We start from the raw sequence: 17,708 nt of genomic DNA on the forward strand, positions 1-17,708 counted from the left end.
TGTCGGGCCGTTTAGCAAAGGGGCGGGCGGCGGGATAGACCTTAATTGACGGGGGCGGGCGGCGTCGTCGTGGACGGCGCGGGCGGGGCGGGGGTCTTGGGCTTGTAGCGGCAGAGATCGGCCACCGGGCAGCGCCAGCAGAGCGGGGTGCGCGCCTTGCAGATGTAGCGGCCGTGCAGGATCAGCCAGTGATGGGCATGGCGGCGGAACGGCGCGGGGGTGACGCGTTCGAGCCGGTTTTCGACCGCGACGACATCCTTGCCGACCGCCAGCCCGGTGCGGTTGCCGACGCGGAAGATATGCGTGTCGACCGCGATCGTTTCCTGCCCGAACGCGACGTTCAGCACGACGTTGGCTGTCTTGCGCCCGACGCCGGGCAGCGACTCGAGCGCGGCGCGGTCGGCCGGCACCTGTCCGTCGTGCAGCGCCACGAGCCGTTCGGACAGCGCGATGACGTTCTTCGCCTTGGTATTGAACAGGCCGATGGTGCGGATGTGGGTCTTCAGCGCCGTCTCGCCCAGTTCGACCATCGCGGCGGGTGTGTCGACCGCGGCGAAGAGCGCGCGGGTCGCCTTGTTCACGCCGACGTCGGTCGCCTGCGCCGACAGCGCGACCGCGACCAGCAGCGTGTAGGGATTGGTATAGGCCAGTTCGGTCTGCGGTTCAGGATCGGCCTCCGCCAGCCGGCGGTAGAATTCGAAGATGTCCGCGCGCGGCATCGGGCGCATCGGCGTCAATCCGCGAAGATGTCGGGCATCGCGTAGCGGCCGGGCGCGCGGCCCGCCAGCCAGCCCGCCGCCCGCACCGCGCCGCGCGCGAAGATAGCCCGGCTTTCGGCGCGGTGACCCAGTTCGATCCGTTCGCCGTCACCCGCGAACACGACCTGATGATCGCCCGCGACCGAGCCGCCGCGCAACGCAGCGAAGCCGATCGTGCCGTCCTCCCGCGCCGATGGCCCCGGCGGCGGGCCGGCGGCCGCGCGGTCGCAGCGCGACAGGTCCGCCAGCGCCGCCCCGCGGCCCGTGGCGGCCGCGGTGCCGAGCAGCAGCGCGGTGCCCGATGGCGCGTCGCGCTTGTGGCGATGATGCATCTCGACGATTTCGATGTCCCAGTCGGGGCCGAGCCGGGTCGCGGCCTGTTCGACCAGCCAGGCGAGGATGTTGACGCCGAGCGCGGTGTTCGCGGCCTGCAGCACGGGGATGGTGCGCGCCGCGGCGTCGATCGCGGCATGGTCCGCCGCCGACAGGCCGGTGGTGCCGATCACGATCGCGGTGCCGGCGGCGCAGGCGGCGGCAAGATTGCCGGCCAGCGCGGCGGGGGTCGAGAAATCGACGAGGACGTCGCAGGCGGCAGCCAGCGCGGCGACGTCGGCATGCGGCCCGATGACCGCGCCGTCTCGCCCGATCCCACCGGCGACCACGACCCCACGGTCCGCCGCGACCGCCAGGATCGCCTGCCCCATCCGCCCGCCGGCTCCGAGCAGGCCGAGGCGGAAGGCGGGAGGGGTGGCGGCGGGCGTCGGATCCATGACCGTCCATGGCAAATCCACATGACAAGGAACAGGATTATCGTCGGGGGAGGGCGGCACCGGACGATCCGGATGATCGCAGCCGGGCCACCTACGGGCTTGCGGACGGACCGGCTTTGCGGCTATCGGAGCCAAGCAGTTGGACGCGCGTCGGTGACGAAGTTGGACAATCTGCCCTGTCGAGCGAAAAAGCCCATGCTTTTTAACGACATGCGGGTGTAGCTCAATGGTAGAGCTTTTGCTTCCCAAGCAAGTGACGAGGGTTCGATTCCCTTCACCCGCTCCACTTCTCCTTTGCCAGTTTCCCGACCGATCCGTTGCGACGTCGATCGTACTTCGACAGGGCCAGGCGGATTGCGGCCCGGGTTGGATCGACACACCATATTCGTAGTGGATGTGCGCACAACGTCCGGCCGGAAGCGATCGAAGGTTGATCCGGACATCGGCCGTACTTCGTTGTCTGCGCGCGCAGGCCGGTCGAATGTAGATCGGCCTGGAGCGCGGCCGCATTGGGTTGACTCGCTCTGCCTTCCACCCGTTCGGTTCGCGCTTGCCCGGAATCCGGCGCGCGGTTCGCGACAGGCTCGAACCAGACGGATTGGCGCGTGATCCGACTCGATGCGGTCGTGCCCCGAGACTTCGGTCCGCGATCCCGGGGGCGGAGCGAGCGGTACAGGCTCGTTGCGGCTTCAGTCTAATCTTGACTCATTCCAGAAAGGGCTTAAGTTCCTCCCATGACTGGGACAGACCATGCCGGCTCCAAGAGCCTGATCCGTGCGGCGGGTCTGCGGGTCACGCGTCAGCGTGTGGCGGTGTTCGATGCCGTGGACCGGGCGCCGCACATGAGCGCCGCCGCGGTGTTGGGCAGCGTGACGGCGGTCCTGCCGTCGGTTTCGCATCAGGCGATCTACGATTGCCTGGCACATCTGACGGATGCCGGCCTGTTGCGGCGGATGGCGGTCGATGGCGGCCCGGCGGTCTACGAGACGCGCACCCATGACAATCATCATCACTGCATCTGTCGTGGATGCGGACTGGTGGTGGACGTCGATTGCGCGGTCGGTTCCGCGCCATGCCTGGACGTGGCGGACGCCGCCGGTTTCGTCATCGACGAGGCGGAGATCACCTATCGCGGACTGTGCCCGGCATGCCTTGCGGCGCGCGGCACGGCGACCCTGGTTCCCAACGATAATATTCCACAGGAGAATGACATTGGCCGAAGTTAAGCATGACGACGCCGTCGTCGCCGAAATGAACGTCGATGGCGCCGTAGCCGGTGGCCAGAAGTGCCCGATCGCGCATGACCGGGTCGCGCACCCGGCGCAGGGCGGGACCAACCAGCAGTGGTGGCCGCGCGCGCTGAACCTGAAGATCCTCGCCAAGAACCCGCCGGCGGGCAATCCGCTGCCGAGCGATTTCGATTATGCGAAGGCATTCGAGGCGCTGGACCTGGACGCGGTGAAGGCGGACATCGCCGCGCTGCTGACCGAGTCGCAGCCCTGGTGGCCTGCCGATTTCGGGAATTACGGCCCGTTCATGATCCGCATGGCCTGGCACAGCGCCGGTACGTACCGCGTGGCGGACGGCCGCGGCGGTGCGGGCGAGGGGCAGCAGCGGTTCGCGCCGCTGAACAGCTGGCCCGACAACGCCAATCTGGACAAGGCACGCCGGCTGATCTGGCCGATCAAGAAGAAGTATGGCCAGTCGCTGTCGTGGGCCGACCTGATCGTGCTGACCGGCAACGTGGCGCTGGAGTCGATGGGGCTGAAGACCTTCGGCTTTTCGGGCGGCCGCGCCGATGTGTGGGAGCCGGACCAGGACGTCTACTGGGGCCCAGAGAATGAGTGGCTGGGCGACGAGCGCTATACCGGCGACCGCAAGCTGGAAGAGCCGCTCGCCGCGGTGCAGATGGGTCTGATCTACGTCAATCCGGAAGGCCCGAACGCCAATCCGGACCCGGCGGCGTCGGCCCGCGACATCCGCGAGACGTTCGCCCGCATGGCGATGGGCGACGAGGAGACGGTCGCGCTGATCGCCGGCGGCCATACGTTCGGCAAGACGCACGGCGCGGCGAACCCCGAGGGCGTCGTCGCGGAGGAGCCGGAAGGCGCGCCGCTGGAGCAGCTAGGCCTCGGCTGGAAGAACAGCCATGGCACCGGTCATGGTGGCGACACCATCACCAGCGGGCTGGAGGTCACCTGGACGCAGGAGCCGACCAAGTGGACAAACCTGTATTTCAAGAACCTGTTCGAACATGAGTGGGAGCTGACCAAGAGCCCGGCGGGCGCGCATCAGTGGGTTGCCAAGGATGCGGCCGAAGACGTGCCCGATGCGCATGATCCGACGAAGCGCCATCGCCCGACGATGCTGACCACCGACGTCGCGCTGCGCGTCGACCCGGTCTATGAGGAGATCTCGCGCCGCTTCCTGAACGACCATGACGGGTTCGCCGACGCGTTCGCGCGCGCCTGGTTCAAGCTGACGCATCGCGACCTGGGTCCCAAGACGCGCTATGTCGGCAAGGAAGTTCCGGCCGAGGAGCTGGTCTGGCAGGATCCGCTGCCGGCCGCGACCGGTCCGGCGCTGGATGCGCAGGATGTCGCCGACCTGAAGGGCCGGATCGCCGGTTCGGGCCTGACCGTGACGCAACTGGTCGAGACGGCCTGGGCGTCGGCATCGTCCTATCGCCACAGCGACCGCCGCGGCGGCGCGAACGGCGCGCGCATCCGGCTGGAGCCGCAGCGCAACTGGCCGTGCAACAACACGGCCACGATCGATGCGGTCGTTCAGGCGTATGAGACGATCGCGGCTGACTTCAAGGCGGCATCGACCGCGGGCAAGACCGTTTCGATCGCCGACCTGATCGTGCTGGGCGGCAGCGTGGGCATCGAGATGGCGGCGAAGGCGGCCGGCCGGACGCTGGACGTGCCGTTCACGCCGGGCCGGACCGATGCGACGCAGGAGCAGACCGACGTCGCGTCCTTCGCCCAGATGGAGCAGCGGGCCGATGCGTTCCGGAACTACAAGAGCCCGGACAGCCGCCTGCCGGCGGAATATCTGCTGATCGACCGGGCGAACCTGCTGAATCTGACCGCCCCGGACATGACCGCGCTGGTCGGCGGGCTGCGCGTGATGGGCGTCACGCACAAGGGCACGAAGCAGGGCGTGCTGACCGACCGCGTCGGCCAGCTGACGAACGACTTCTTCGTCAACCTGCTCGAACTCGGCACCACGTGGCGGCCGCTCGACAAGCAGTCGGAGACGTTCGAGGGTCTGGTCGACGGCGAGGCGAAGTGGACGGGTACGCGCGCCGACCTGGTATTCGGGTCCAATTCCGAACTGCGCGCGCTGGCCGAGGTCTATGCCAGCGACGACGGCGCGGAGCGGTTCGAAAAGCAGTTCGTCTCCGCCTGGGTGAAGGTGATGGAGGCCGACCGGTTCGACCTGCACCGGTGACGGATCATGCCCGGGGGTCGGTGATGGTCCCCCGGGTAGTGACCTTGGTGGCGGCGTCGGATTGTTACGACGCCTGTCTGCCGGTGGTGTCGGTTGTGCCGGTTGTCCCGGCATAGCGGGAATCTACTTTGGAGGTCGTGATTCCGATTAGCGGCTCACGGCCTTTGTCGTGTCGGTGAAAGCGAACAGCTGTGAGCTTCAGCGCGATGACTTCAAATGAAGCATGCCTAAACTCGCCCATCTCAAGCGTAGTTTGAAAATCGCTGTTGGCCGTCTCGGCTTCGCTCGGGATGGGCAGTTTTGGTTACGTTAGCACGCCTAAGAGCGCGACCGGGTCAAACCGATTTGCTTGCTGCCATTCCGTTTGGTTCGAGCCTGTCGAGAACCCAGCGCAAGGTTCTCGACAGGCTTGAACCAAACGGATCGGGGATTGAACCAGTCGGTTCGGCCAAGCGCGCGGCAGGCGTCGTCCCGGACCGATCGGGGGCCAGGGGCGCAAGGACAGCGCTTGTGACTCGGGATCCCGGATCAGGTCCGGGATGACGGGGGCTGGTGGCGGGACTTCACCGAGGGCGAGATACTTCCCCGGACGACGATCGGTAGTTCGCGGATACCAAAGCTCTTCGCCGGCCGAGGTCAGGGTTAACCGGGCGGTAGGGCGTTTGCGGTAGGCGGGCGGCATGGCAGGTCTTGCGTATGCGCCACGGGTGACCGAGCGGCCGGAGGGGCGGGTATTGTTGCGGGTGCTGATCGTCGGCGGGTGCCTGGCGGTGCTGGGCGTGCGGCTGTGGTTGGTCCCGGGCATCGCGCTCTGGTATGACGAGACGTGGACGCTGATGATCGTCGCGCAGCCGGATCTGGCCGGGTTCGCGCGCGAGGTATGGCTCGATCCCAACGCGCCGCTTTATTATCTGCTGCTGCGGCTGTGGACGGGGATCGTCGGCACCGGGAACCTTGCGCTGCTGCTGCCAAGCCTGTCGTGCGTGATCGCCGCGGCCGCGCTGCCGCTGATATGGCGGGTGGACGGGCTGTCGGGGGCGGGGCGGGCGACGTGGGGCGCGTTGCTGTTCTGTTGGGTGCCGGGCATCCTGTTTTCGGTCGAGGCGCGCTGTTACGGACTGCTGCTGCTACTGGCGACGGCCGGGACGATCGCGTTTGCGGACGTGCTGGCCGTGCCGAGCCGGCGTCGAGCCGCGATCTGGTGCGTCATCGGTGCCACGGCGATGCTCACCCATTATTTCGCGGTCTTCCCGGTGGCGGTGCAGGGCGTGATCTATCTGGCGCGGCACCGGCGGGCGGCGGTGCGGACCTGGCCGGCGCTGGCGGCCTACCTGCCGGTCGCGGCGTGGGGGCTGTATCATCTGCCGCGCCTGCTGCACTGGAGCGCGCCAGACGTGGCCTGGTATGGTCGCGTGACCCTTGCGACCGCGTGGCAGTTCGTGGCGTTCACGGTCGGGCCGCTGACGCCGGTGTTTCCGGCGATGGTGCTGGCGATCCTGATCGTTGCCGCCTGGGCGGGGCGCCGCAAGACAATGGACGGGGCAGGCGCGGCGCTGGTCTGGGTCGCGGCGGCGGGGGGGATCGCGCTGCTGGTGGTCATGGGCGTGGGTACGGCGCGGCCGATGCTGTCGCCGCGCTACCTGACGCCGGTCGTGCCGGCGATCCTGCTCGGGCTGGTGCTGATCGTAGAGCGCGTGCCGCAGCCACGGATCGGATTCGCGCTGCTGCTCGCCCCGTTCCTCGCGTTCGCGCTGAAGGCGGGGGCGCTGTCCGCGTTCATCGCCGAACAGAGCCGGTCCGGGTGGGAGGATGCGTCGGACTTCATCGCGCCCGCGCGGCCCGACCGGCTGGTGTTCGCAGCCGACACTCCGGGAACGAGCGGGGCGGATGCAGGATCGCTGGCGCAACTGGGCGCGGCGTTCCTGACCCGCGCCGGGCAGCATCCGGCGGTGTCGTCCGTGACGCTGGCCGGTGAGGGCGATCCGCATCCGCGGTTGATCGCGGCGACCCGCGGGGCCGTGCGCCCGGCGATCCTGTGGTATTATGACCGCCGGCGCGGTGTGGCGGCGCGGTTTCCGCCGGAGATCGCCGTGCGCTATCCCGGGTCGCCCGGTTCGCCCGGTTCGCCCGGTTCGCCCGGTCGGCCCGGCTGGCGGTGCTGGCACCGGGTGAGCGAGGCGACCGGCGTGATGGCGTGCGTGCGGCGGTGAGCCAGGCCGGGTCGCGCCGGATTCAGTCGGGTGCCAGCCACGCGCCGGGCGCCGCGGTGTCGCCCCGATCCGGCAGGCGGAAACGGACCGTCGAGACGCAACCGCGATAGCCGCTGGGGCTGGGCACGATGGTCGCCTGCTCGATCATCATGCGCGCGGTTCGTCCGAACGCTTCGGCCGGTTCGGCCGTCAGCACCGTGACATTGCCGGTCTTGCCCCAGGACGCGACGTCGAACCGCACGGTGGCCGAACCGGTGATGCCGCGCCGCATGAAGCCGGGTGGGTAGGGGCGGCCGGGCGGCAGGGTCATTACCTGGCGCAGGTCCGCCGGGCAGTCCGGTCCCTTGGTGGCGACCGGTGCGGCGGATGCGGCGGGTTCGGGCATCGGCGCGCTGCCGCTGTGATAGCGCATCAGGCAACCGCTGCGGACGCCGGGTTCGTACCGGTTGCGGGCGAGCGCCGCACGCGCGGCGGCGTCGAACGCCGCGTTGCCGCTGGATGCGATCGTCCGTACCGCGACAGGCTTGCCGGCTGCGTTGATATCGTAGCTGAGATAGATGTGGTTCCAGTCGCCATTCGGTTCGGTGAAGCGTTCGAACGGGGGATAGTTCATCGACCGGACGTTGGCGCGAGGCGGGTCGTAGCAGGTCGTGCCTGCCGGTTTGAGCCGCGCGAAGGCCGTGGCACCGGCGGGGCCGACGGTCGGCCCGGCCAGCAGGCGGGCGAGCGAAGCGACGGGCGCACGGTCGATCGGCGTGGTCGTGACCGCGAAACCGACGGTGCAGGCGGTGCGCGCCGCCCCGGCGGGGAACCGCCACGCGGCCAGCGCGGGCGCGAGATCGCCATCGTCGCCGAAATGTTCCGGCGCAGGCGGGCGTTGGCGGATGGTAACCGGGCGTCCGGCGGTGTCGATCGCGAAATCGAACATGCGGACGCCGGCAGCGGGTCGCGGCCGCAGCAGGCCGGTGGGTCGGGCGTAGCGGGCCGTGCTGGTGTCGAACGGCGTGACGACCCGTTCCGGCCGGACGGCGGCAAGATCGCAGCGGACCGGGCCGGGAACAAAGCTGACCAGATCGTAGGTCGGGGCGGCGCTTGGGAAGAGCGGGAAATCCTGCGCCCGCACGATGTGTGGCGGGGTCATGGCCGGCGGGGGCACCTGGACGACAAGGAGCGCGAACAGGGTTCTTGCAAGCGTCATGTCGGTCTCCGTCGGCGGAGTGCGGGCGGTGCAGGCATAGCGTGGCCGGTGCCGCGGCGGAAGCGAATTGCAGGCGGGGCGGGGCTGCGCCGACGATCCGTGCCCGGCCCAGCGGAGCGCTTAGCGCGCCGAGCGGAGCTTTTGCCCAATGGCGGCGGGGGTTAGAGCGAGGTCATGAAATTCACCAGAGCGACAGGCCTGACCTCGCGCACCGGACGCCGGCCGATCGGGACCAGGGCGGCCGTTGCCGGGGCGGCGCTGATGATCGGCGTGGCGGCCATCGCCGGGTGGCAGGGCGGATCGGCGACCGATACGCCGGGCGCGCAGCCCGGGGCCGCGGCGGTGATGCCGGACGCGGCGCGCGCAAGCAGCGGGCGGATCGCGACGGTGGAGGCGGGGCGGAACCGCGTGGATTATGCGCGGCTGGACCGCCGCATCGAAGGGTTGATGCGGACGCCTGGAATGACCGGGCTGGGCGTCACGGTAGTCGAGGGATCGCGCGTCACCTTCGTCAAGGGATATGGCCGGACGGAACCGGGGGCGGCGGGCGATCCGGTGACGTCGCGCACGGTGTTTCGCTGGGCATCGCTGTCCAAGACAGTGGCGGCGACGACGGTCGAGAAGCTGGCGGCGGACCGCAAATTGTCGCTCCTGTCGCCGGTGACGCAGTACCGCACCACGCTGCGCCTGCCGAACGGCAAGGAACGGTTCGCGACGATCGAGGACGTGCTGTCGCACCGCCTGGGCATCGTGAAGAACGCCTATGACGACAAGCTGGAGGACGGGATGGACCCGGCCCTCATCCGCGGAATGTATGCCGCGCTGCCGGCCGTCTGTTCGCCGGGCGCGTGTTTCGCCTATCAGAACATCGCGTTCGACACGGTGACCGAGATCGTCGCGAAGGTGACCGGACGGAGTTATGCCAGCACCGCGCAGTCGATGCTGTTCGGTCCGCTGGGAATGGTGAACGCATCGATCGGGCGGGCGGGGCTGACCGGGGCGGCGAGCTGGGCGCGGCCGACCAAGGGCACGCGCGTGCTGACCGTGGAGGAACCCTATTACCGGGTGCCCGCGGCCGGGGGCGTGAACAGTTCGATCGGCGACCTCGCGCTGTGGCTGAAGGCGCAGATGGGCGGGAGCCCGCGGGTATTGCGGCAGGCGCTGCTCGACGACCTGCACCGCCCCCGCATCAAGGTGCCGCGCGGGCGGCAGGGGACGTTCGACCGCACGATGACGGACGGGCGTTATGCGCTGGGCTGGCGCAACCACCGGCTGGGCGGGCATTTGCTGGTCGGGCATCGGGGGGCGGTGTCGGGGTATCGGTCGCTGATCCTGTTCGACCCGGTCGAGAGGGTCGGGATCGCGATGCTGTGGAACAGCGAGAGCCCGAAGCCGGTGGGATTGCCGCTGGAACTGTTCGACGCGTTGTACGGGTTGCCGGCGACGGATTATCTGGAGTTGGGAAAGTAGGGTCGCGTTAGCGCGCTGCCGTCTCGACTGTCATCCTGACGGACGTCAGGATCCATAATCACTGCGGTCATTGCCGGTGGTGACGGAGTGATAATGGATTCCGGCGTTCGCCGGAATGACGGGGGCGGGGGCAATGCGGGGGTTCGCAGGTGCTTTGCCATCGATACACCGAAAGTGTACGGCGCGGGCAATAGCTGCCGAGGCCCCCCGCGATGACCGAACCGAAGACGCTGTATGCCAAGATCTGGGACGCGCATGTCGTCGATACGCGCGCCGACGGCACCGCGCTGATCTATATCGACCGGCACCTGGTTCATGAGGTGACGAGCCCGCAGGCGTTCGAGGGGCTGCGCGCCGCGGGGCGGACGGTGCGGCGGCCGGACCTGACGCTGGCGGTGCCGGACCACAACCTGCCGACGACGCGGCGGGTGGACGCGCAGGGTCAGCGCCTGCCGATCGCCGACCTGGAGTCGGCCGCGCAGCTGGCGGCGCTGGCCCGCAATGCGCCGGCGGCCGGCATCCGCTATATCGATGCGGTCGCCGCCGAGCAGGGGATCGTGCATGTCGTGGGGCCGGAACAGGGCTTCACCCTGCCGGGCACGACCGTCGTCTGCGGCGACAGCCATACCGCCAGCCACGGCGCGCTGGGCGCGCTGGCGTTCGGGATCGGCACGTCGGAGGTGGAGCATGTGCTCGCCACGCAGACGCTGCTGCTGCAACGGTCGCAGTCGATGGAGGTGCGTGTGGACGGCGTGCTGGGCGCGGGGGTGACGCCGAAGGACGTGATCCTGCACATCATCGGGCGGATCGGCGCGGCGGGCGGGACCGGCCATGTGATCGAATATACCGGCAACGTGTTCCGCGAGATGTCGATCGAGGGGCGACTGACGGTCGCCAACATGTCGATCGAGGCGGGCGCGCGCGCCGGGCTGGTGGCGCCGGACGAGACGACCTTTGCGTATTTGAAAGGCCGACCGATGGCGCCGGTGGGCGCGCAGTGGGACGCGGCGGTCGCGTGGTGGCGGACGCTGGCGACCGATCCGGGTGCGGCGTACGACAAGGTGGTGGTGATCGACGCGGGCGAGATCGCGCCGAGCCTGACCTGGGGGACGAGCCCGGAGGACGTCGTGCCGATCACCGGCGTGGTGCCTGATCCGATGAGCTTCGCCGATCCGTCGAAGCAGGCCGCAGCGCAGAAGTCGCTCGACTATATGGGCCTGGTGCCGGGCACGCGGATGCAGGATGTCGGCGTCGACATGGTGTTCATCGGCAGTTGCACGAACAGCCGGATCGAGGACCTGCGCGCCGCGGCCGACGTGGTGCGCGGGCGGCATGTCGCGCCGGGCGTGGCGCAGGCTTTGGTCGTGCCGGGGTCGGGACTGGTGAAGCGGCAGGCGGAGGCGGAGGGGCTGGACCGTGTGTTCGTGGACGCGGGCTTCGAATGGCGCGAGCCGGGCTGTTCGATGTGCCTGGCGATGAACCCGGACAAGGTGCCGCCGGGGATGCGCTGCGCATCGACCAGCAACCGGAACTTCGTCGGGCGGCAGGGGCCGGGGGCGCGGACGCATCTGCTGTCCCCCGCGATGGCGGCGGCGGCGGCGGTGACCGGGCGGCTGACCGATGTGCGGGAACTGATGGGAGCGGCGGCATGAACCCGGTCGTGAAGGTCGAGGGCCGCGCGATCCCGTTCGGGCGGAAGAATGTCGACACCGACGTCATCATCCCGGCGCATTATCTGAAGACGATCAGCCGGTCGGGCCTGGGCCGCGGCGCGTTCGAGGTTGTGCGGCGCGAGCCGGGGAACGTGTTCGACGACCCGCGTTACGTTGGGGCGCCGGTGCTGATCGCGGGCGACAATTTCGGTTGCGGGTCGAGCCGCGAACATGCGGCCTGGGCGCTGGGTGACATGGGCGTGCAGGCCGTGATCGCGCCGTCCTATTCCGATATTTTTTCCGGCAATGCGGTCAAGAACGGGATCGTGCCGGTGGTGTTGCCGCAGGATGCGGTCGACCGGCTGATGGTGGTCGCGGCGGAGGGCTTGCCGGTGACGGTGGACCTGGAAAGCTGCACCGTGACGACGCCGTACCAGGACCGCTACAGCTTCACGATCGACCCGTTCCGGCGCGACTGCCTGATGCACGGGCTGGACGAGATCGGCCTGACGATGGCGCAGGGCGATGCGATTTCGGCCTATGAGGCGAAAGTGGGCGCGGAGCGGGGCTGGGTTTGAGCCCCGCGCCGCCCGGCTTCAGTTTTCGCCGGCCACGGTCGGATCTGCGGGCAGAACGACACGCTGTTTCGCGACATCGTCGATGATCCGCGTGCGTTGCAGCGGCACGGCCAGGTTCTGATCGACGGCATAGGTGGCGGCCAGCAGCGACCGATCGAGCCGGGTGCGTTCGGGTAGCAACGGCCGGCCCGCATCGCGATCCGCGAACAGCGACAGCAGCGTCGTGCCGGTGGGAAAGGTCGCGTCCATCTTCGGATTGGCGAAGGAGACGAGGCCGATATAGTCGCCAAGCTGTTTCCAGCTGAGGCCGTTCAGCTTGTCCATGTCGAGGATCACGACGCTTAGCAGTTTGTCGGCACGCGCCGGCGCCTGCAGCCGCCACATGCCGCCGGAAGTCCCCTTAATGTCGGTGACATCAAACCACCGCACCGGCCGCGATTTGCGAAGGGCATTGATCAACGACCGGGGGGCCATGCCGCGTTCGGGATCGCCAAACAGCATCGGATGGTCGCGTGTCAGCTTTTCGGCAAAGCCGTCCGGATCGGGCGGAGCGACAACGAGCAGGTTGGGCTGGCACCGCCCGGTCCGCTGACGAACGGCGGCGTCCTTTGCCACCTGTCGGATGCGGTTTTCCAGGATCCGTTTGAATTCCGGCTGGAGTCCTTCGACAGAGACGCACAGCCAGTTACGAAACTTGGAGATCGGGGTTCTTGGCCTGGCCTGGATCATGACGCTGACGACGTCGTTCAACCGTTCGCGCGTCAGTCCATCGATGATGACGGCGTCGTCCTGCATCACCGGCGCGACGGCGGTGGTGCGTTCGGTCTGGGCCGCCGCAGGGGCGGCAGCCAGCAGAAAAACGAAGAGGGTGGCTGCGCATTTCATGGTACGATCGCCTCGTCCGGCTGCACGTTGTCGAGAAGATACCTCATTCAGCGCATATTGAAAGCGGGATGACCTGGAGTCGGTCAGCGTGCCGATGCGGCCAGACAGGCAGTGCCGTCGGCGCGGTCCCGAGCGTCGCGAAGGCCGTGCTGATGCCCAGATCCCGCCAGCCGAAGCCAGGGCGGCGCTACAGGCGAAACGCGGGTAGCGCTGGACGACGCGATCTCCGTCTAGGAGGCGAAGGTGGACGCGGAGGGGGCTGGGTTTGAACCGGGCCGCGCGCCGCCCCGCCCGGCGTCAGTTTTCGCCGGCAGCGGTCGGATCTGCGGGCAGAACAACCCGCTGTTTCACGACATCGTCGATAATCCGTGTGCGTTGCAGCGGCGCGGACAGATTTTCATCGACGCCGTAGGTGGCGGCCAGCAGCGACCGATCGAGCCGGGTGCGTTCGGGGAGCAACGGCCGGCCCGCATCGCGATCCGCGAACAGCGACAGCAGCGTCGTCCCGCTGGGAAAGGTCGCGTCCATCTTCGGACTGGTGAAGAAGACCAGGGCGATATAGTCGCCGAGTTGCTTCCAGCTGAGGCCGTTCAGCTTGTCCATGTCGAGGATCACGACGTTCAGGAGCTTGTCGGCCCGCGTCGGTGCCTTGAGCCGCCACATGCTGACGAGGCTGACTGTCGGCGTCGCTAACATGGACGAGCTGCCAAGGCTGGCGGTGGTCTGAATGTAGGTGGCAGCGAACCAGCGCACCGGCCTGGGCTTGCGCAGGGCGGTGATCAGCGACTGGGGTGCCACGCCGATAGCGGGATCGCCGAACAGCATCGGGTGATCGCGCGTCAGCTTGTCGGCGAAACCGTCCGGATCGGGCGGCGCGACGACGAGCAGGTTGGGCTGGCACCCTTGAGTCCGCACCCGTATGCGGGCGTCCTGTGCCACCTGTCGGATGCGGTTTTCGAGGATCTGTTTGAATTCGGGCCGAAGCCCCTGGACCGCGACGCAGAGCCAGTCGCGGAATTTGGCGATGGGCACCCCGGGTTCGGGCTGGATCATCGCGCTGACGACGTCGTTCAGGCTTCTGCGCGTCATGCCCTGGACGACGACGGCATTGTCCGTGTCGGCCGGCGTTGCCGTAACAGGGGTAACGGGGGTGGTCGATGCGGTCTGGGCGACCGCGGGGGCGGCAGCCAGCGCCGCGAGAAGGGAGAGGATTGCGCGTTTCATGTCACGATCACCTTGGGCCCTTACATATCGCTTCCGAAACTAACGCTTCCAAGGCTCATGGAAAGCGGTTTCTGCGGAGTCGGTCAGCCTGCCGATGCGGCCAGATAGGGCGCGGTTCTGAGCGTCGCGGAGGTTGGGAACGCCGTGTTCGTGCCCGGGGCATTGTGTGCGGGGTGGTCAGCCAGGCGTCGAGCCGTAGGGTGTCCCGATCCCGCAACGCGGCCAGGGCTGCGGCACAGGTGAAGCGCGGACGGCGGAGCTGAAGGGCGGCACCGTGACGACGCCGTACCAGGACCTACAGCTTCACGATCGACCCGTTCCGGCGCGACTGCCTGATGCACGGGCTGGACGAGATCGGCCTGACGATGGCGCAGGGCGATGCGATCTCGGCCTATGAGGCGAAGGTGGGCGCGGAACGGGGCTGGGTTTGAGCTTGGCCGTCTGAACGTCTGGCCGCGTCGTCCGTTGAGGGGGGACACGGATACGGAGACGGCAGATGGACGGCGACGGCACTTCGCGACGGACGGTTCTGGGCGGCGCAGCGGCGGGGATTGCGGCGGCGACCGCAGCGCCGGGGCTGGCGCAGGCGGGCGTTGGTGGTGGCGCGGCACCCTCGCTGCGGGATCCGCGGACCAAATATACCAACACGCCGTTTCCCGAGCAGCGCCAGCCCTGGCCGGCGCTGGCGAGCAAGATGACGCCGAAGCCGGACCATGGCGAGACGAGCTACCGCGGGTCTGGCAAGCTGACCGGGCGCAAGGCGCTGATTACCGGCGGGGACAGCGGGATCGGCCGGGCGGCGGCGATCGCGTTCGCGCGCGAGGGAGCCGACGTCGCGATCAACTATTACCCGACGGAGGAGCCGGACGCGCGCGAGGTCGTCGCGCTGATCCGCCAGGCGGGGCGCAAGGCGGTGGCGATCCCGGCCGACATCCGGACGCTGGAGGCGTGCGAGGGGATCGTGCGCAAGGCGATCGCCGGGCTGGGCGGGCTGGACATCGTGGTGAACAATGCCGCGTACCAGCAGAGCAAGGCGGACATCCTGGAGATCACGGACGAGCAGTTCGACCGGACGTTCAAGACGAACGTCTATCATGTGTTCCGGGTGAGCAAGGCAGCGGTCCCGAGCCTGCCGCCGGGATCGGTCATCATCAATACGATCTCGGTCAACAGCTACGACCCGGGCGAGGAGCTGATCGACTATGCCGCGACCAAGGCGGCGATCCTGAACCTGACGAAGGGCATGGCCAAGCAGCTGGCGAAGAAGGGTATCCGCGTGAATGCGGTCGCCCCCGGTCCGATCTGGACGCCGTTGCAGGTGGCTGGCGGGCAGTTGCCCGGCACGATGGGCGAGTTCGGACAGGACACCCCGCTCGGCCGCGCGGGGCAGCCGGCGGAACTGGGCAGCCTGTACGTGGCGCTGGCATCGGACGAGGCGAGCTTCAGCACCGGCACCGCGGTCGGGGCGCATGGGGGAAAGGGACATCCGTGAGTATCGGCCCGCGACCGGCGGGATGAACATGGTTTACCGCCGATAACCGAGCAGGCGACGCAATACCCGTCGCGTTACATGGCGTGGTTAACCGCTGTACTTTCGGTCGATCCGTAGCGGAATGCGGTTGACGGACAATCGCAACGGCTGTTGTATCGCCGCGTCAACAGGCGTCGCCATCGGCGTGTGGTGACCGCGTGATGAACTGGGGCGGGGGATTGCAGATGACGGCGTTCTTGACGAAAACCTTTGGCGGGCTCAGCCGGCAATATTATCTGCGCCAGCTGTTCTTCGGTTTCCTGATCGCCGCCGGGATCTTCTGGTTGCAGACGGTGGGTCGCCCCGCGACGCCGGGCCTGCTGGTCTGGCTTCTCGTCAATACCCTGCTCTATCCTTATGCGAGGTTCGTCTGGGAAGGGTGTTTCCGGTTCGTGTTCGGCGACAACATCTTCTTCATGCCCGCACTGATCCTGATGGTCCTGAAGCTGGCGACCATGATGATATGCTGGATGATGGCGATCCTCATCGCCCCGGTGGGGCTGGGCTGGCTGTACTGGCATCACAGCCGCAAGGCGCCCGCCGAATGACGCAGCGTCGCGTTGCCGCGGATCTTGCGGACGGAGCGACCGGTCAGGCGCGTTACCGGGTCCGAAGATAGGCGATGACGTCCGCCCGGTCCTGTGGATCGGGCAGGCCGGCGAACGCCATGCTGGTTCCGGGCGCGACCGCGCGGGGGTTCGCCAGCCACGCGTCGAGGCGGGTGGGCGTCCAGGTGCCGCCGACCGCGGCGAGCGACGCGGTGTAGGCGAAACGCGGGCGGCGTCTGGCGATCGGCTGGCCGACGACGCCGTGCAGGTTCGGGCCATCGGTGTCACCGCCGTTCGCACCGACGGTATGACAGGCGGCGCAGCGCCGAAAGATGCGTGCGCCGTTACCGGCGTCGGCCGCCGCGAGACGACCGTCGAGCGAGGCCGCGACCGGCCCGGTCCGCCGTGCCGGACCATGCGGCACGAACAGCAGCGTCGCGACGAGCGCCATCGCGGTGCCGCCGATCAGCAGGAGCGGGACGCGCGTCATGATCGACGGTCCTACTCCACCCAGTCCAGGCCGATTTCCTTGTAGAGGCCGCGGTCTTCCTCCCATTTCGGGTTGACCTTGACGTGCAGGAAGAGGTGGACCTTGCGGTCGAGGAGATGTTCCAGCTCGGCGCGGGCGCGGGTGCCGATTTCCTTGAGGCGGACGCCCTTTGCGCCCAGCACGATCGCCTTCTGCGTGTCGCGGCCGACGTGGATCTGCTGGTGGATCACGACGGAGCCGTCCTTGCGTTCCTCATATTTCTCGGTCTCGATCGCCGAGGCGTAGGGCAGTTCGGCGTGGAGCTGGAGGTAGAGCTGTTCACGCGTGACCTCGGCCGCCATCATGCGGTCGGTGGCGTCGCTGACCTGATCCTCCGGGAAGTGCCAGGGGCCGGCGGGGACGCGTGTGGCCAGCGCGGCCTTGAGGCCGGCCACGCCGTCGCCGGTGCTGGCGGCGATCATGAAGATCTCCTCCGGGTTCAGCAGTTCCTGGAGCCGCATGGCGAGTTCGAGGAGCTTCTCCTTCGGGGTGACGTCGACCTTGTTGAGGATCACCAGCTTGGGTTCGCGGCGTTCGGCCAGCGATGCGACGAGCGGTTCGAGGCGCTTCGTCAGGCCGGTCTTGGCATCGATGACGAAGGCGATGACGTCGGCGTCCTGCGCACCGCCCCAGGCGGCGGCGACCATTGCGCGGTCGAGCCGGCGGCGCGGTTCGAAGATGCCGGGCGTATCGACGAGCAGGACCTGGGACGCGCCTTCGAGTGCGACGCCCATCAGCCGGACGCGGGTGGTCTGCGCCTTCGGGCTGACGATGGCGACCTTCTGCCCGACGAGCGCGTTGACCAGCGTCGACTTGCCGGCATTGGGCGCTCCGACGACGGCGACGAACCCGCAGCGCTGGTCGGAGATATCGGGGGCTTGGTCGTTGGTGTCGGGCAG

15 protein-coding genes and 1 tRNA gene are annotated in these 17,708 nt (G+C 68.4%); 9 read left to right on the forward strand and 7 right to left on the reverse strand.

Going from position 1 to position 17,708, the window contains the following annotated elements:
* Positions 1–41: 41 nt before the first annotated feature.
* Positions 42–719, reverse strand: a complete 678-nt coding sequence (gene nth / locus BKY59_RS16565; RefSeq protein ID WP_076073345.1) for an endonuclease III — start codon at positions 717–719, stop codon at positions 42–44.
* 14 nt (positions 720–733) lie between these two features.
* Positions 734–1,528 carry a 4-hydroxy-tetrahydrodipicolinate reductase gene (dapB, locus tag BKY59_RS16570; protein WP_076073231.1) on the reverse strand — a complete coding sequence of 265 codons (795 nt, stop codon included), beginning with the start codon at positions 1,526–1,528 and terminating at the stop codon, positions 734–736.
* Between the two features lie 212 nt (positions 1,529–1,740).
* Here dapB and BKY59_RS16575 point away from each other — a divergent pair.
* The 4 genes from BKY59_RS16575 (at position 1,741) to BKY59_RS16590 (ending at position 7,194) form a co-directional block, all read left to right on the forward strand.
* Positions 1,741–1,814 (forward strand) — tRNA-Gly (locus BKY59_RS16575).
* A gap of 448 nt (positions 1,815–2,262) precedes the next feature.
* The gene (locus BKY59_RS16580; protein WP_076073232.1) at positions 2,263–2,754 is read left to right on the forward strand and encodes a Fur family transcriptional regulator; all 492 of its coding nucleotides are present in this window, start codon (positions 2,263–2,265) and stop codon (positions 2,752–2,754) included.
* 25 nt (positions 2,755–2,779) lie between these two features.
* Positions 2,780–4,984, forward strand: a complete 2,205-nt coding sequence (gene katG, locus BKY59_RS16585) for a catalase/peroxidase HPI (RefSeq protein WP_206362099.1) — start codon at positions 2,780–2,782, stop codon at positions 4,982–4,984.
* Positions 4,985–5,664: 680 nt separating this feature from the next.
* Positions 5,665–7,194 (forward strand): hypothetical protein, encoded by a 1,530-nt coding sequence (locus tag BKY59_RS16590; protein ID WP_076073234.1) that lies wholly within the window; start codon positions 5,665–5,667, stop codon positions 7,192–7,194.
* A gap of 22 nt (positions 7,195–7,216) precedes the next feature.
* Here BKY59_RS16590 and BKY59_RS16595 read toward each other — a convergent pair whose 3' ends face one another.
* Positions 7,217–8,392 carry a TonB family protein gene (locus BKY59_RS16595; RefSeq protein WP_083672209.1) on the reverse strand — a complete coding sequence of 392 codons (1,176 nt, stop codon included), beginning with the start codon at positions 8,390–8,392 and terminating at the stop codon, positions 7,217–7,219.
* Positions 8,393–8,566: 174 nt separating this feature from the next.
* On the opposite strand from BKY59_RS16595, the gene BKY59_RS16600 reads away from it, so the two are divergent.
* The 3 genes from BKY59_RS16600 to leuD all read left to right on the forward strand — a co-directional run bounded on the left by BKY59_RS16600 (position 8,567) and on the right by leuD (position 12,092).
* Positions 8,567–9,862: a serine hydrolase domain-containing protein gene (locus tag BKY59_RS16600; protein ID WP_129586442.1), complete on the forward strand. Its 1,296-nt coding sequence runs from the start codon at positions 8,567–8,569 to the stop codon at positions 9,860–9,862.
* A gap of 212 nt (positions 9,863–10,074) precedes the next feature.
* Positions 10,075–11,514 (forward strand): 3-isopropylmalate dehydratase large subunit, encoded by a 1,440-nt coding sequence (gene leuC, locus BKY59_RS16605; RefSeq protein ID WP_076073237.1) that lies wholly within the window; start codon positions 10,075–10,077, stop codon positions 11,512–11,514.
* Positions 11,511–12,092 (forward strand): 3-isopropylmalate dehydratase small subunit, encoded by a 582-nt coding sequence (gene leuD, locus BKY59_RS16610; protein ID WP_076073238.1) that lies wholly within the window; start codon positions 11,511–11,513, stop codon positions 12,090–12,092. Before leuC ends, leuD begins: the two co-directional genes overlap by 4 nt.
* Positions 12,093–12,110: 18 nt before the next feature.
* On the opposite strand, the gene BKY59_RS16615 is transcribed toward leuD, so the two are convergent.
* Together BKY59_RS16615 and BKY59_RS16620 are read right to left on the reverse strand one after the other, a co-directional pair.
* Positions 12,111–12,977: a hypothetical protein gene (locus tag BKY59_RS16615; RefSeq protein WP_076073239.1), complete on the reverse strand. Its 867-nt coding sequence runs from the start codon at positions 12,975–12,977 to the stop codon at positions 12,111–12,113.
* A gap of 297 nt (positions 12,978–13,274) precedes the next feature.
* Positions 13,275–14,201: a hypothetical protein gene (locus BKY59_RS16620; protein WP_076073240.1), complete on the reverse strand. Its 927-nt coding sequence runs from the start codon at positions 14,199–14,201 to the stop codon at positions 13,275–13,277.
* A gap of 496 nt (positions 14,202–14,697) precedes the next feature.
* On the opposite strand from BKY59_RS16620, the gene BKY59_RS16625 reads away from it, so the two are divergent.
* The gene (locus BKY59_RS16625) at positions 14,698–15,693 is read left to right on the forward strand and encodes an SDR family oxidoreductase (protein WP_076073241.1); all 996 of its coding nucleotides are present in this window, start codon (positions 14,698–14,700) and stop codon (positions 15,691–15,693) included.
* A 224-nt stretch (positions 15,694–15,917) separates the two neighbouring features.
* A complete protein-coding gene (locus BKY59_RS16630) occupies positions 15,918–16,280 on the forward strand; it encodes a hypothetical protein (RefSeq protein ID WP_076073242.1) in 363 nt (120 codons plus the stop codon).
* A gap of 52 nt (positions 16,281–16,332) precedes the next feature.
* Here the strand turns inward: BKY59_RS16630 and BKY59_RS16635 are convergent, their stop codons facing one another.
* A complete protein-coding gene (locus BKY59_RS16635; protein ID WP_076073243.1) occupies positions 16,333–16,770 on the reverse strand; it encodes a c-type cytochrome in 438 nt (145 codons plus the stop codon).
* 11 nt (positions 16,771–16,781) lie between these two features.
* Positions 16,782–17,708 (reverse strand): GTPase Era, encoded by a 927-nt coding sequence (gene era / locus BKY59_RS16640; RefSeq protein WP_076073346.1) that lies wholly within the window; start codon positions 17,706–17,708, stop codon positions 16,782–16,784.

The organism is Sphingomonas montana (assembly GCF_001956315.1).
Lineage (GTDB): Bacteria > Pseudomonadota > Alphaproteobacteria > Sphingomonadales > Sphingomonadaceae > Sphingomonas_R > Sphingomonas_R montana.